Source organism: Methylobacterium adhaesivum (genome assembly GCF_022179065.1).
Lineage (GTDB): Bacteria > Pseudomonadota > Alphaproteobacteria > Rhizobiales > Beijerinckiaceae > Methylobacterium > Methylobacterium adhaesivum.
Genome location: NZ_BPQD01000026.1, coordinates 21,540 through 36,500, shown reverse-complemented (window position 1 = coordinate 36,500; position 14,961 = coordinate 21,540). Strand labels below are relative to the sequence as shown.

Here is a 14,961-nt window from a genome sequence, read left to right as displayed (position 1 = left end):
CCCCATCGCCCCGTTCCGCCCGGCGATGCCGCCCGAAACGCCCCTGGCCATGCCGGTGCAGCGCCTCGACACCTGGGACGGGGCCGCGGGGCATGTCCCGGTCCGGCCCCACGCCAAGCCCTGGCTCGCCCGGCTCTTCGTGTTCGGTGCGGCTGCGCTGCTGACCGCCTACGGCGCGTTCCAGATGTACGAGGTGGTGTCGGTCTCCGGCGGCACCACGGCCCTGCAGTACGTGCTGCTCGCCCTGTTCACCCTGAACTTCTCCTGGATCGCCCTGGCCTTCACGGGCGCGATCCTGGGCTTCCTCGTGCTCCTGCGCCGTCCCCGAACCCCTGCCCTGCCCACGGCGCTCGCGACGCGGACCGCCGTGGTGATGCCGGTCTACAACGAGGCCACGGCCCGGACCTTCGCCGCCCTCGAGGCCATGCGCGCCGAGATCGACGCCACGGGGCTGGGCCGGGCCTTCGATTACTTCGTCCTGTCGGATTCGACGCAAGGGGACGCCTGGATCGCCGAGGAACGCGCCTTCCTGGAGCTCCGCGCCCGCTGGGGCGGCGACGCCCGCCTCTACTACCGCCATCGGGCGAAGAACCATCACCGCAAGGCCGGGAACATCGGCGACTTCGTCTCGCGCTGGGGCGGCGCCTACGACCACATGCTCGTGCTCGACGCCGACAGCCTGATGACGGGCGCGTGCGTGGTGCATCTCGCCGCCGCCATGGAGGCGGACCCGGATTCGGGCATCATCCAGTCCCTGCCGCTGATCATCAACCGCAACACCCTGTTCGCCCGGGTCCAGCAATTCGCCGCGCGCATCTACGGGCCGGTCATCGCCACGGGCCTGTCCGTGTGGTCGGGCCGCGACGGCAATTACTGGGGTCACAACGCCATTATCCGGACCCGGGCCTTCGCGACCGCCTGCGGTCTGCCGGACCTTCCGGGCAAGCCGCCCTTCGGCGGTCACGTCCTGTCCCACGATTTCGTGGAAGCCGCCCTGATCCGGCGGGCCGGCTGGAGCGTCACCATGCTGCCGGCGCTTCCCGGCTCCTACGAGGAGAGCCCGCCCTCCCTCATCGATGTCGCCGTGCGCGACCGGCGCTGGGCTCAAGGGAATCTCCAGCACAGCCGCATCATCGGGGCCGCCGGCTTGAAACCGGCTTCGCGCCAGCACTTCGCCACGGGCATCGCCGGCTACGTCGCCTCGCCCCTCTGGCTCGCCCAGCTCGTGGTCGGTATCGCCCTGGTGCTCCAGACCGCCTACGTGCGACCGGAATATTTCACGAGCGAGTTCGGGCTCCATCCCGTCTGGCCGCGCTTCGACCCCGTGCGCGCGCTCCAGCTGTTCGGGCTCACCATGGGCATCCTGCTCGCCCCGAAGTTTTTGGGACTGATCCTGGCGCTGATCGACGGACCGGTGCGCCGGGCCTGCGGCGGGGCTGGCCGCCTCGTCCTGTCGAGCCTCATCGAGATCCTGCTCTCGGCCCTCATCGCGCCCATCGCCATGCTGATCCAGTCGGGCTCGGTGTTCCAGATCCTGCTCGGGCGCGACACCGGTTGGAATCCGCAGCGGCGCGACGACGGCTCGATCCCGTGGGGCGACATCGTCCGCCGCCACCGCTGGCACATGGCGCTCGGCCTCGTCACGGGGATCGCGGCCTTCGCCATCGCCACCTCCCTGTTCCTCTGGATGTCGCCGACCATCCTCGGCCTCGTGCTGGCGATCCCGATCTCCTGGGCGAGCGGCCAGCTCAGCCTCGGCCTCGCCCTGAAGCGCCTCGGCCTCCTCATGACGCCGGAGGAGCGCAGGCCCCCCGCCATCGCCCTGGAGGCCGGCCGCCTCGCCGCCCGCAACGCCGCGCGGGGCCTCGACGACGCCGACGCCCTGCGTGCGCTCCACGCCGAGCCCGATTTCGCGCAAGCCCACGCCGCCATGCTCCCGACCGCTGCCCCCCGCCCGCGCGGCGTCATCGACACGGATCGGGCGTTGGCCCAGGCCAAGGTGGTGGAAGCCCACACCCTCGAGGAAGCCGCCGCCTGGCTCTCCCCGAAGGAGCGCATGGCTCTCCTCCACGACCGCGCCCTCCTCGACCGCCTCGGCCGCCTCGAGCCCAACCCCGCCTGAGTTTTCGATTCCCGGCCGACCCGTTCTCGGCTAGAACCCTTACCACCCCGCCGAGCCATGCCGGCGCGGTCGGAAGGGTGGCCGAGTGGTTTAAGGCAGCGGTCTTGAAAACCGCCGTGGGGGCAACTCCACCGTGGGTTCGAATCCCACCCCTTCCGCCAATGTATTCCCAAGCCCACCATCAGATCCGACGCGTCGACGCTCCGAGGCGATGAGGTGCCTTCAGCGAAGGGCCTCGAGATCCGCCTCGTTCGACGTCCGTCCGGCACCGCCGCGTCTCATGCTTGGCGACCACCCCCCGCAAGCTGCGTGAATCGATCCCCGGTGGTCGTCGCGGGCAGGCGCCGAGCGCCATGCCCCCTCTGATTTGTCCGGGTCCCGGAGGATGAGAAAGGGCCGCTCAGGGCTCTCGGTCCGTGAGGGCCGGGCGCGAACCAGGGATGGATCCGGTCGGCGCGCGTGCCCAAATCCCACCCGCCAAGGCGCGGCGTTTCGGCCCGCGTGACCAAGCCCTGTGCAGACTGATGGGATGGGAGACCCCCCGACGCCGGAGGCGGCCCGTATCCGGCTGGCTTTGATCGGCGCGCCCCCGTTTCGGCTGGTTTGCGACACGCCATCGGTGCGGGGCCGCGCCCCCCATGGGCGGCACGCGTCTCCCGCCTTCTCCGCATCACGACCTGCCGCCCCGGACGATGCCGGGAATGTTGCCGTTATGTGACGGCGAGCTTCGGTGTCGCGGCGCGGGCGGCGCCTGGCACGGCGGTTGCGGTCCCTCACACGGCATCTGCGAGTTCGAGGAGACGAACGATGATCGCAAGGACGTTCACGGCCGTGGCTCTGTCACTCGCCACGATCGGGGCCGGCATGGCCGCCGATCTCAAGACCGGAAAACCCGACGTGGCAGAGGCCGCGCCGATCAGGGAACCGTCCTTCTTCCTGTTTTCGGACACCCAGGTGAGCTTTCGCTACCAGTTCCCCGCGGCCGAGCCAGGGGTGCAGATCCAGCGGGCGGATGGCAGCTTCCGCAATCGCGACATTCCGAAATACATCACCAACATCTCGCACGCCGACGCCTGGGCGTACGGCACGAACTTCTTCTCTCTCGATATCCTGAAATCGACCTCGCAGGATCCGGCCGGGACCACCAATGCCCCGGGCGGCTTCGCCCAGTACGACAACGGGGCCACGGAAGCCTACGGCCTCTATCGCGGCACCCTCAGCCTGAACGCGCTGACCGGCAGCAAGGCCTTCACGGTTCCGGGCCTCGTCAAGGACGTTTCGCTCGCCTTCGGGTTCGACGCGAACACGAAGAACACCGCCTTCGGTCCGAAGAAGCGCGACGTCGTCGGCGGCCTGACCTTCTCGGTCGACGTGCCCGCCGGCTTCCTCAACGTCAGCGCCCATGCCTACAAGGAATGGAACCGGAACGGCTTCAATGTCGGCGGCGACCGCGACGTCAGCTTCGACACCGTTCCCGAATTCGAGATCGTCTATAACTTTCCGATCACTTTCTTCCCGAACGTTCCCTTGAGCCTCGCCGGGTTCAACAACATCGTCATGCCCAAGGGCAAGGGCATCCGCGACCCGTTCAACTACCCGGGCGGCTACTATCCCGGAACCGGCGTCGAGTTCCTGTCGCGCACGAACCTCGTGCTCGACGTCGGCAAGATGATCTGGAACCAGCCCAACAAGCTCGATGCCTTCGTGGGCTTCCAGTATTGGCTCAACAAGTTCGGCAACGTGGAGCGTGCGACCTTCAAGGGCACCGAGGAGAAGAGCTTCCTGGCCGGCATCGCGTTCCACATCTTTTGACGGACGGCCGACATACGGCCTGACAAGCCTCTCCCTCGGGGCCACGCGGAATCGGGAAGCGGAATGAGCCTGCACGACACCGGACCCCGTCGTCTCTGGATCAAGAATCCCCTGGCGATCCTTGCGGAGGATGCGGGCGGCGGCCTCGTCGTCGCGGGCACGCGCATCGTCGAGCGCGTGCCCGCGGGCGCCCGGCCGGCGGCGCCGGTGCACGAGACCTTCGACGCTGCAGGCCACGTGGTGATCCCCGGCCTCGTCAACACCCACCACCACTTCTTCCAGACCCTGACCCGTGCGCACCCGCTGGCGATCAACAAGCCGCTGTTTCCCTGGCTTCAGGCGCTCTACACGGTCTGGGACAAGCTGACCCCGGAAGCGTTCCGCCTCGCCACCCGCCTCGCCTACGCCGAACTGCTCCTGTCGGGCTGCACCACGGCGGGGGACCACCACTACCTGTTTCCGAAGGGGCTCGAGGCCTCCGTCGACATCCAGGTCGAGGAGGCGAGGGCCCTCGGAATCCGGGCCTTCGTCACGCGGGGTTCCATGAGCCTGTCCGTGCGCGACGGCGGCCTGCCGCCGGACGCCCTCGTGCAGGACGACGATACGATCCTCTCCGACAGCGAGCGGGTGCTCTCTCTGTTCCACGATCCCGCGCCCGGCGCGATGGTGCAGATCGGGCTTGCCCCCTGCTCGCCCTTCAACGTGACGAAGCGGCTGATGCGCGAGAGCGCGGCCCTGGCCGAGCGCCACGATTGCCGCCTGCACACCCACCTCGGCGAGACCCTCGACGAGGACGCCTACTGTCTCGCGGCGTTCGGGCAACGCCCCGTGGACTACCTCGAGGAGGTCGGTTGGATGAGCCCGCGCGCCTGGCTCGCCCATGGCATCCACTTCAACGACGACGAGGTCGCCCGCCTCGGGCGGGCGGGGGTCGGCGTGTGCCATTGCCCGACCTCGAACATGACCCTGGCGTCCGGCCAGTGCCGGACCTGCGAACTCGAGGCCGCCGGCTCCCCCGTGGGGCTCGGGGTCGACGGCTCGGCCTCCAACGACAATTCCAACCTGATGGAGGGCGTCCGCCACGCCCTGATGCTGAACCGCCTCACCTACGGGGCCGAGAAGGTCACCCACCTCGACGCCCTGCGCTGGGCCACGGAGGGCTCGGCCGCCTGCCTCGGGCGCTCCGATATCGGTCGCCTCTCGGAGGGGCGCGAGGCGGATCTCGCCCTCTTCACCCTGGACGAACTGCGCTTCTCCGGCGCGCACGATCCCCTGGCGGCCCTCGTGCTCTGCGGCGCCCACCGGGCCGACCGGGTAATGGTCGCCGGGCAATGGCGGGTGGTCGACGGCCATCCCGTCGGCCTCGACACCCGCCGGCTTCGCGAGGAGCACGGCCGGCTGGCCCGACACCTGTTCGGCTCTTTCTAGCGATGGAGGCCGCCCGGCCGGTCTCCGCTCCCCTGCCCCGCGCGACGGCGGGGCCGACGCCCCTGTTCGGCGCCTACGGCATCGTGAAGCGGTTCGGCAGCTTCACGGCGAATGACGGCGTCGACCTGGAGATCCGGGCCGGCGAGATCCACGCGTTGCTGGGCGAGAACGGCGCCGGCAAATCCACCCTGATGAAGATCCTCTATGGCCTGCTGGAGCCCAGCGAGGGCGTGGTCACGCACCGGGGCGACATCGTGCAGCTGCCCAATCCGGAGGCCGCCCGCCGGCTCGGGATCGGCATGGTGTTCCAGCACTTCTCCCTGTGCGAGAACCTCACGGTCGAAGAGAACATCGCCCTCGTGATGCCGCCGGAACTCTCCGGCCGGGCCCTGGCCGACCGCATCGCCAAGCTCGGCATCGATTACGGCCTGCATCTCGAACCGGACCGTCCGGTCTGGTCGCTCTCGGCCGGCGAGCGCCAGCGCATCGAGATCGTCCGCTGCCTGCTGCAGGATCCGAAGCTCGTCATCCTCGACGAGCCGACCTCGGTGCTCACCCCCGGCGAAGCCGAGGCGCTGTTTTCCGTGCTGGAACGCCTGGCGCGGGAGGGGCGGGCGCTGCTCTATATCTCCCACCGCCTCGATGAAGTGCGGCGGCTCTGCGTGCGCGCCACCATCCTGCGGGCCGGCAGGGTCGTGGGCGCCTGCAACCCGCGCGAGGAAACGGCCCGTTCCCTTGCGGCGATGATGGTGGGAAGTGCCGTGCACGAGGTGAGCGCGCGCGCGGTCCGGGCCATCGGCGCGGAGCGCCTGCGCCTCGATCACCTCGCCCTCCCCGCCCCCGGCCTGCACGCCACCGCGCTCCGCGACGTCTCGCTGCGCGTCTCCGGCGGCGAGATCCTCGGGATCGCGGGCATCGCCGGCAATGGGCAGGCCGAACTCTTCGCCGCCCTGTCGGGCGAGGCCCTGGCGGCCGATCCGGCGTGCGTGCGCCTCGACGGGAAGCCCGTCGGGGGCCTCGGTATCAACGCACGCCGGCGCCTCGGGGCCGCTTTCGTGCCGGAGGAGCGCAACGGCCACGCGGCCGCACCCCTGATGAGCCTGTCCGAGAACGCCCTGCTGTCCCGCCATCCGACGGCGCCCCTGACCCGGGCCGGTCTGCTCCGGGCGGGGGCCGCGCGCGATCTCGCCCAACGGGTGATCGCCGCTTTCGACGTGCGCAAGTCCGGACCAGATCCCGCCGCCGGAACCCTGTCGGGCGGCAACCTCCAGAAGTTCGTCGTCGGCCGCGAGATCCTGGCGCAGCCCGGCGTGCTGGTGATCAACCAGCCGACCTGGGGCGTCGATGCGGCGGCCGCCGCCCACATCCGTCAGGCGGTGGTCGATCTCGCGGCACAGGGTGGCGCGATTGTCGTCATCAGCCAGGACCTCGACGAGCTGTTCGAGATCGCCGGTTCCATCGCCGTGCTGCACGACGGCACGCTCTCGGCGCCGGTGCCGACGGCCGAGACGAGCCGCGAGGCCATCGGCCTGCTCATGGGCGGATCGAGCGACGCCGCACCGGCGCTCGCGCCAGCACCGGCGCTTGCGCCGGCGCGCACGCACTGAGCGGGAGAGTCCATGCGCCTCGACCTCGTGCCCCGCATCCGCCGCTCCGCGGTGCTCGACATCCTCGCGCCGGCCCTGGCCTTCGTGGCGGCGGTGATGGTCGGCGGCGTCGCCGTGGCGGCCCTCGGCGTCTCCCCGGGCGCCGCCTTCGTGACCTACTTCGTCACGCCCCTGAGCGACGTGTGGTCGCTTCAGGAGATCGCCCTCAAGGCCGCGCCCCTGGCCCTCATCGCGACGGGCCTCGCCTTCTGCTACCGCGCCGACCTCTGGAATATCGGCGCCGAGGGCCAGTTCGTCGTCGGGGGGCTGGCCGGCGGATGGGTCGGCGTGGCGACCCACGGGTCGGGCGGCTCCGTCTGGATCCTGCCCGCCATGCTCGCCGCCGGAGCCCTCGCGGGGGCCGCCTACGCCCTGATCCCGGCCGTCCTGAAGGTCCGCCTCGGGGTCTCCGAGATCCTGACGAGCCTGATGCTCGTCTACGTCGCACAACTCCTGCTCGACTACATGGTTCGTGGCCCCCTGCGCGATCCGGCGGGCTACAACTTCCCCCAGAGCGTCGGCTTCGAGGCGGCCGCGCGCCTGCCCTACCTCATGGAGGGCGAGACCCTGCATGCGGGCGTGCTGATCGCCCTGGCTGCCGTGGGGCTCGGGACTTTCGTGCTCGCCCGCACCCTGTTCGGGTTCGAGGTGCGGCTCGTGGGGGCGAGCCCCCGGGCCGCGCGCTTTGCCGGCTTCTCCGATGCGCGCCTGACCCTCGCCGTCTTCGCCATCTCGGGCGGGGCCGCGGGCCTCGCCGGCATCGTCGAGGTGGCCGGCCGGATCGGGCAGCTCCAGCCCGAGATCTCGCCGGGCTACGGCTTCACGGCGATCATCGTCGCCTTTCTCGGCCGGCTCTCGCCGCCGGGCATCCTCGTCGCGGCCCTCGTCATCGCGCTGACCACCATCGGCGGCGAGGGTGCGCAGATCGATCTGAAACTGCCCCTCGACCTCACGCGGGCCTTCCAGGGCCTGCTGCTGGGTCTCGTCCTCGGGGCCGACGTGTTCGCCCGCTACCACGTCCGGCTCGTGCCCGGCGGCCCGGTGAGCCGCACGGCACCGTAGAGTCCGCACGAACAGGGCCGGAGCCGGTCATGACCCTCGATATCGTCCAGATGGTGCTCGTGACGGTCCTGGCGGCCGCGACCCCCCTCATCCTCGCCGCCATCGGCGAACTCGTCGCCGAGCGCGCCGGGGTGCTCAACCTCGGCGTCGAGGGCATGATGATCTTCGGCGCGGCCGTCAGCTTCGCGGTGGCGATGCAGACGGGCTCGACCCTTCTGGGCGCCCTGGGCGGCGCTGGCGCGGGCCTCGGGCTCGCCGCCCTGTTCGGCCTCCTCACCGTCGGGCTCGCGGCGAATCAGGTCGCCTCCGGCCTCTCCCTCACCATCCTCGGGCTCGGCCTGTCGGGCCTGGTGGGGGCGAACTACGTCGGCATCAAGCGCGATCCGGCGCCCCAGCTCGCGATCCCCGGCCTCACCGACCTGCCCGGGATCGGGCGACTGCTGTTCGGGCAGGATGCGTTCGTCTACGCGGCGGTCGCCCTCGTGGCGGCCGTGTCGTGGTTCCTCTGGCGCACGCGCGCCGGCCTGACCCTGCGCGCCATCGGCGACGACCCCATCGCGACCCATGCGCTCGGGTTGAAGGTGCGCCGGGTCCGCTTCCTCTCCGTCCTGTTCGGGGGTGCGTGCGCCGGGCTCGGAGGGGCCTATCTGGCGCTGGCCTACACCCCGTTCTGGTCGCCCGGCATGACGGCGGGCCGCGGCTGGATCGCGCTCGCCCTCGTCGTGTTCGCTACCTGGCGGCCGCTGCGGGTCGCGGCGGGCGCGCTGCTGTTCGGCGGGGCGACGGTCCTCCAGCTCCACGCCCAGGCCGCCGGCCTCGGCTTGCCGGGCCAGCTCCTCTCCGCCCTGCCCTACCTCGCCACCGTCCTGGCCCTGGTCTTGCTCTCCCTGGGCGGGCGCCAGGGCGGCTCGCCGGCGCCCGCCGCCCTCGGACGTGTCTTCACGCCGAGCCGGTGACCCGCTCCGACGACGGCGCGCAAACGGATCGAGAAGGGACGACACGATGCGGGGTAGGTCGATGAGGCTCGGGGGTGCGGTGCTGGGGGCGATGGTCGCGGTGGGGCCGGTCCTCACCGGGCAGGCCCTCGCGGCGGACAAGCTGAAAGTCGGCTTCGTCTATGTCGGGCCGGTGGCCGATTTCGGCTATTCCTACCAGCACGACCTCAGCCGCAAGGCGCTGGCCGCCGCAATGCCCGACGCGGTCGAGACCACCTTCCTCGAGAACGTGCCCGAGGCCGACAGCGAACGCTCCATCGAGAAGCTCGCCCGCTCCGGCGCCGGCCTCATCTTCACGACCTCGTTCGGCTTCATGGAGCCGACCCTGAAGGTCGCCCGGAAGTTCCCGAAGGTGAAGTTCGCCCACGCCACCGGCTACAAGCGCTCCGACAACGTCGCGACCTATTCGGCCCGCTTCTACGAGGGGCGCTACGTCTGCGGGAAGATCGCCGGCAAGCTCTCGAAATCGGGCACCGTCGGCTACATCGCCTCGTTCCCGATCCCCGAGGTGGTGAGCGGCATCAACGCCTTCATGCTGGGAGCACAGGCGGTCAACCCGAACATCAAGGTGAAGATCGTCTGGGTGAACACCTGGTTCGATCCGGGCAAGGAGGCGGAGGCCGCCAAGGCCCTGCTGGCGCAGGGCGCCGACATCCTCACCCAGCACACCGATTCGGCAGCCCCCCTGCAGGAGGCCGAAAAGCAGGGCAAGCTCGCCTTCGGCCAGTCCTCCGACCAGTTCCGCTTCGCCCCGAAGGCCCAGCTCACTTCCATCACCGACGACTGGGACGGCTACGTCATCGCCCAGGCGAAGGCCGTCCGCGACGGCACCTGGAAGAGCAGCGACACCTGGGGCGGGATCAAGGACGGCATGGTGGTGCTGGCGCCCTTCACCAACATGCCCGACGACGTGAAGGCCATGGCCGAGGAGACCACCAAGGCCATCGTGGACGGCAAGGTTCATCCGTTCGACGGACCGGTGACGAAGCAGGACGGAACCGTCGCGGTGAAGCAGGGCGAGACCGCCCCCGACCCGATGATCCTCGGAATGAACTGGTACGTGAAGGGGATCGACGACAAGCTCACGCCGTAGCGCGTTCCGCAACGGATCGGAGGCGCGCGAAGCCCCGCCGGAGCGAACCGGCGGGGCTTGCGGTGGCATGGGTGGATTAAGGGCGCGGTTCTGCCGGCCGGTCGGGCGCCGGCGCGCCGGGGGGCGGGAGAACCGGCTCGCCGATGCCGGGGGGCGCCGGGACGGCGTCGCCGCTCTGGATCGCCTCCCGCTCGTTCCGGAGGCCGGCGCGGCCCTCGGTGCCGCCGGGCGCCGTGGCGGGGGTGTTGCCGGCGGGAGCGCCCACGGATTGGGCGAACGCCGTGCCGGTCAGACCGAGCACGCCGCACAGGGCGAGGACCGAAATCGTCAGACGCATGATCGGGGACCTTCCAGGACAGTCGGAGGAAACGAGTCGTCGGGGGCACGATGAAACGCGGCGCCGGCCCGCGCGGGTTTGCCGGGTCAGCGACGGCGGTGTGTCCGGTGGCGGCGGATCGCCCGGCCGCGAAGGCCGCCAGGGGCCGTGAGACGCGACTGGCCGGCCGGTGGCGTCAGGCTGGCTTGCGCCCGGGCCTCCGGGACGACGCCGAGACCGCCACCGCCCAACAGGCACCCCGCCAAGCCCCCGGCGAAGAGCCAGGCCGCCACGGGGAGGCCGAGGCCGATGATTCGGGACGGACGCATCGGGCACGCTCCTGGGGCCGGGGTTCACGGATCTGGGCACAGCAATAGCCGTGCCGGCCCGGCCGGCCCGCCGGCGTCTCAACTTCCGCGATAGGTCTGATAGCTCCAGGGCGTCGCCACCAGGGGCACGTGATAGTGGCCCTCCGGATCGTCGACGCCGAAGCGCAGGGGCACGACATCGAGGAACGGCGGTTCGGGCAGGGCGAGGCCGAGGGCCGGCCCGATCCGCCGGAAGTGGTCGCCGAGTCCGAAGCGGAGTTCGTAGGTCGCCCGCGGGACGGGACGCCCGTGGACGAGCGGCGCGTCGGTGCGCCCGTCCGCGTTGGTCACCGCGCGGGCCACGACCACACTGTCGGTCTCCGAGATGCACTCGACCAGCGTGACGGCCACCCCGGCGGCGGGCTTGCCTTGGACGGTGTCGAGGACATGGGTCGAGATCCGCCCCGTCGTGGTGAGCGCCCCCGGGCCGGTGACCAGGGCGTTCAGGCGGATCGCGGCGATCCGCATCAGTTCCGCCTCGGCCGTGCGCCGCTCCGCCTCCAGAGGCGCGGCCAGCCGGCTTTCGACGTTCGCCAGCAGGGAGGCCCGGCCGTGCCGCTCGACGCACAAGATGAAGGCATGCCCGAACCTCTCGCGGTAGGCCGCTTCCAGCGCCGCGAAGCGGGCGGCGTCCGCCTCCGACAGGCGATCGAGGCCACTCGCGGCCGGCTCGATACGGGCGGGCGGGGGCGCGAGCAGCGCGCGCCGCCGGGCGTCCGAGGCGCCCTCGACCGCGCCGCGCAGGGCGGTGAACAGGGCCTCGACGGTGGCGAAGGGCCGTTGCGCGGCGGTCGCGTCGGCGATCCATGGCGCATGCGGGAAGACGGCGCCGAGCACCGCCACGAACGCCGCGGCCGGGGCTTCATTCAGATCAGCGAGCGTCGCGGGCATGACGGCCGGTCTCCCTTGGATCAGGCGCAGGGCTTGGATCAAGCGAAAGGCTTGGATCAGGCGATGGGGACGCATCGCGGGCGAGACGAGTGCAGGCAACGGGCCACGCGGCCGGCTCCGCCGTTCCGGGGAGATCGCCCCGACGTGTGGCACGCGGTTTGCGCCCTTGGAGCCGGCATCCCCGGTGAGGGATCTGCGCGTCGCGGCAGAGGTGTCGATCCGATGAACAGCGCCCCGATGATCGCGGCCCCCGACGATGCCGTCCTCCATTCGCCCGGTCTCCCGCCGCCCGGCGCCGCGACTGCATCCGTCACGAAGGTGCCCCCCATCGCCCTCGGCCTGCTCGGGCTGCAGCACGTCCTCGTGATGTATGCCGGCGCCGTCGCCGTTCCGCTGATCGTCGGCCGCGCCCTGAAGCTCGCGCCGGATCAGGTGGCGATGCTGGTGAGTGCCGACCTGTTCGCGTGCGGTCTCGCGACGCTCCTGCAGAGCTGGGGGTTGCCGGGCGTCGGGGTGCGGATGCCGGTGATGATGGGCGTCACCTTCGCGGCCGTCACCCCCATGGTCGCCATGGGCACCAACCCGGCCATCGGATTGACCGGCATCTACGGCGCCGTCATCGCCGCCGGCCTGTTCGCCTTCCTCGCCGCTCCCCTGATCGGACGGCTCCTGCCGCTGTTCCCGCCGGTGGTGACCGGCACGATCATCCTGGTGATCGGCGTGTCGCTGATGAAGGTCGGCGTGAACTGGGCCGCGGGCGGCATCGGCAATCCCCGCTACGGCGACCCGCTCTTTCTCGCCATCGCCACCTTCGTGCTCGGTGTGATCCTGGCGATCACCCGCTTCGGTGCCGGCTTCGTCAATTCGGCCTCTGTGCTCATCGGCATCGTCGTCGGGACGATCGTGGCGGCCTTCTTCGGCCTGGTCGATCTCGGCCACGTTGCCGCTGCGCCCTGGTTCGACGTGGTGCGCCCCTTCGCCTTCGGCTCCCCGACCTTCGATCCCGTCTCCATCGTCACCCTGTGCATCGTGATGATCGTGGTGATGATCGAGTCGACGGGGATGTTCCTGGCACTCGCCGAGATCTGCGCCGACCCCGTCGACGCGGCGCGCCTCACCCGGGGCCTGCGCGGCGACGGCCTCGGCACCGTCATCGGCGGCGTCTTCAACACGTTTCCCTACACCTCGTTCTCGCAGAACATCGGCCTCGTGGGCGTCACCGGGGTCCGGACCCGGTTTGTGGCCGTCGTCGGCGGCGTCATCATGCTGGGCCTCGGCCTGATCCCGAAGCTCGCCGCCCTCGTCGAGGCGGTGCCGCAATGCGTGCTGGGCGGGGCCGGCCTCGTGATGTTCGGGATGGTCGGCGCCACCGGGGTCCGCATTCTCGGCACCGTCGATTTCTCCCGCAATCGCAACAACCTGTTCATCGTCGCCGTCTCCATCGGCTTCGGTATGATTCCCCTGGTCGCGCCCTCCTTCTTCAAACAGATGCCGCACGCCCTGCACCCGCTGCTCGAGTCCGGCATCCTGCTCTGCGCCCTCGCGGCGGTCGCCCTGAACCTGTTCTTCAACGGCCTCGCCGGCCAAGGTGCGGCGCGCGAGGCGGTCCGGCGGCAGGCCGCCGTCTCCGCGCATTGAGCCGGCCGCCCGAAGCCGCCGCCTCGGCAGGCGCGAGGCGGACGTCGTCATCGTGTTGTCCAGCCCCACCCGAGTGGAGAGAACCATGCCTCTGACCGCCTCCCAATACGGCAAGGGCCGCGTGCGGGTGATGCGGCTCGCGCGCGACGGCGACCACCACACCCCGCGCGAACTCACCCTGACGGTGCTGATGAAGGGCGCCTTCGACGCCGCCTGGACCGGGGGCGACAACCGGGCCTGCGTCGCCACCGACAGCGTGAAGAACATCGTCAACGTGGTCGCGGCGAAGAATCCGGCCCTCGACGCGGAAGCCTTCGTCAGGGTCGTCGCCGCCACGTTCCTCGAGACCTATCCGCAGATCGACGAGATGCGGATCGAGGGGGCGGAGACGCGCTGGCTGCGTCACTCCATCGAGGGAGCGCCGCACGGTCACGTCTTCACCCTCGACGGCAACGGGACGGGCTACGTCGCCCTGGAGGCGCGCCGCGACGGCAGCGTGCTCCGGTCGGGGCTGCGGGGCTTCACCGTCATGAAGACCACGCAATCGGGCTGGGCGAATTTCGTCGACGACGCCTATCGCACCCTGCCCGATGCCACCGACCGCATCGCCGCGACCGCCATGGACGCCACCTGGACCTGGGCGGCCGAACCCACCGACCCGACGGCGACCAACGCGCGCGTGCGGGACATTCTGATCGCGGTGTTCGGCACCACCTATAGCGCCAGCATCCAGGACAGCATGTACCGCATGGGCGAGGCGGTCCTGGCGGCCGTCCCGGAGATCGCCGAGATCGGCTTCGCCATGCCGAACAAGCACTACATTCCCATCAACCTGACGCCGTTCGGCCTGGAGAACCCCGGGACCGTATTCCTGCCGACCGACGAGCCCCATGGGCAGATCGAGGCGACGATCGGGCGGGCGTGAGTGCCTCACAAAGCGCCCGCCTCATCCGTTCGTGAAGCGGTGAAACGCGGGCTCGACCCGAAGTGATCATACGGGAACCGGTATGACTTCCGAGTGGGATTCCTGTGGGGCCGGACCTTCCTGACGCCTCGCGTGTCCTTCCCATGGGGCCGCGGAAAGACGCGTGCCAACGGCGCCAAAACTTGTAATAAAAGTGGGCATCGCGAGCAAGTCATTGGCCTGGCATGATTTATCCGTCGTGGTTGAGTGAGGGAAGCTCTTGTTCCGTTCCGTGTGCATCAACTTGATGCACAAGGCTTGCGCACGAAATGTTGCTTTTCGATGCGTCGCTGCACAAATTCCGGGACTATAGCGTGCCGTCCGGTTTTTTCCCGGACACGGCCGCGCACCCGGGAGACCATCCATGACCCTACGCCTCCTCTTGAGCGCCACCTTCGGCCTCGCCCTGTCGGGCGCCGCCCTCGCCCAGAGCTACACCGCCCCGGCCGGCATTCCCGCCGCGACGGCACCGGGCGGCCTCTCCGGACAGGCCGCCCCCCGGAACGTCGATGCCTATGCCGGCCGCCTGCCCCACGCCGTGTCCGGACGGGCCGGCGCCTTGGATACGGACGCCACCGGATCGGTGAGGGTCGCCCCGTCCCAGCGCGGACGCTGAGGCAAAGGCC

General features: G+C 70.4%; 13 protein-coding genes and 1 tRNA gene. 11 read left to right on the top strand and 3 right to left on the bottom strand.

Features of this window, described 5'->3' with window-relative positions:
• The first annotated feature begins 25 nt into the window (after window positions 1–25).
• The 8 genes from mdoH to MFF01_RS17260 all read left to right on the top strand — a co-directional run bounded on the left by mdoH (window position 26) and on the right by MFF01_RS17260 (window position 10,158).
• Window positions 26–2,122, top strand: coding sequence for a glucans biosynthesis glucosyltransferase MdoH (gene mdoH / locus MFF01_RS17295; protein ID WP_238227353.1), 2,097 nt, complete (start codon window positions 26–28; stop codon window positions 2,120–2,122).
• Window positions 2,123–2,193: 71 nt separating this feature from the next.
• A tRNA-Ser gene (locus MFF01_RS17290) sits at window positions 2,194–2,283 on the top strand.
• 646 nt (window positions 2,284–2,929) lie between these two features.
• A complete protein-coding gene (locus MFF01_RS17285; protein ID WP_238227329.1) occupies window positions 2,930–3,934 on the top strand; it encodes a hypothetical protein in 1,005 nt (334 codons plus the stop codon).
• Between the two features lie 63 nt (window positions 3,935–3,997).
• Window positions 3,998–5,362: an 8-oxoguanine deaminase gene (locus tag MFF01_RS17280; protein WP_238227327.1), complete on the top strand. Its 1,365-nt coding sequence runs from the start codon at window positions 3,998–4,000 to the stop codon at window positions 5,360–5,362.
• Window positions 5,363–5,364: 2 nt separating this feature from the next.
• Window positions 5,365–6,969: an ABC transporter ATP-binding protein gene (locus MFF01_RS17275; protein ID WP_238227326.1), complete on the top strand. Its 1,605-nt coding sequence runs from the start codon at window positions 5,365–5,367 to the stop codon at window positions 6,967–6,969.
• 12 nt (window positions 6,970–6,981) lie between these two features.
• Window positions 6,982–8,070, top strand: coding sequence for an ABC transporter permease (locus tag MFF01_RS17270; RefSeq protein WP_238227325.1), 1,089 nt, complete (start codon window positions 6,982–6,984; stop codon window positions 8,068–8,070).
• A gap of 29 nt (window positions 8,071–8,099) precedes the next feature.
• The gene (locus tag MFF01_RS17265) at window positions 8,100–9,026 is read left to right on the top strand and encodes an ABC transporter permease (RefSeq protein WP_238227324.1); all 927 of its coding nucleotides are present in this window, start codon (window positions 8,100–8,102) and stop codon (window positions 9,024–9,026) included.
• Between the two features lie 61 nt (window positions 9,027–9,087).
• A complete protein-coding gene (locus tag MFF01_RS17260; RefSeq protein ID WP_373319797.1) occupies window positions 9,088–10,158 on the top strand; it encodes a BMP family ABC transporter substrate-binding protein in 1,071 nt (356 codons plus the stop codon).
• Window positions 10,159–10,234: 76 nt separating this feature from the next.
• Here MFF01_RS17260 and MFF01_RS17255 read toward each other — a convergent pair whose 3' ends face one another.
• From MFF01_RS17255 to uraH, 3 genes are all read right to left on the bottom strand, one after another.
• Window positions 10,235–10,495, bottom strand: coding sequence for a hypothetical protein (locus tag MFF01_RS17255; RefSeq protein WP_238227320.1), 261 nt, complete (start codon window positions 10,493–10,495; stop codon window positions 10,235–10,237).
• 86 nt (window positions 10,496–10,581) lie between these two features.
• Window positions 10,582–10,803, bottom strand: coding sequence for a hypothetical protein (locus tag MFF01_RS17250; RefSeq protein WP_238227318.1), 222 nt, complete (start codon window positions 10,801–10,803; stop codon window positions 10,582–10,584).
• Window positions 10,804–10,881: 78 nt separating this feature from the next.
• Complete coding sequence (gene uraH / locus MFF01_RS17245) at window positions 10,882–11,733, bottom strand: hydroxyisourate hydrolase (protein ID WP_238227316.1); 852 nt, start codon at window positions 11,731–11,733, stop codon at window positions 10,882–10,884.
• A gap of 222 nt (window positions 11,734–11,955) precedes the next feature.
• Here uraH and MFF01_RS17240 point away from each other — a divergent pair, with 222 nt between their 5' ends.
• From MFF01_RS17240 to MFF01_RS17230, 3 genes are all read left to right on the top strand, one after another.
• Complete coding sequence (locus tag MFF01_RS17240; protein WP_238227314.1) at window positions 11,956–13,371, top strand: nucleobase:cation symporter-2 family protein; 1,416 nt, start codon at window positions 11,956–11,958, stop codon at window positions 13,369–13,371.
• A gap of 85 nt (window positions 13,372–13,456) precedes the next feature.
• The gene (gene pucL, locus MFF01_RS17235) at window positions 13,457–14,296 is read left to right on the top strand and encodes a factor-independent urate hydroxylase (protein WP_238227313.1); all 840 of its coding nucleotides are present in this window, start codon (window positions 13,457–13,459) and stop codon (window positions 14,294–14,296) included.
• A gap of 403 nt (window positions 14,297–14,699) precedes the next feature.
• Window positions 14,700–14,951: a hypothetical protein gene (locus MFF01_RS17230; protein ID WP_238227312.1), complete on the top strand. Its 252-nt coding sequence runs from the start codon at window positions 14,700–14,702 to the stop codon at window positions 14,949–14,951.
• The last annotated feature ends 10 nt before the right edge of the window (window positions 14,952–14,961 follow it).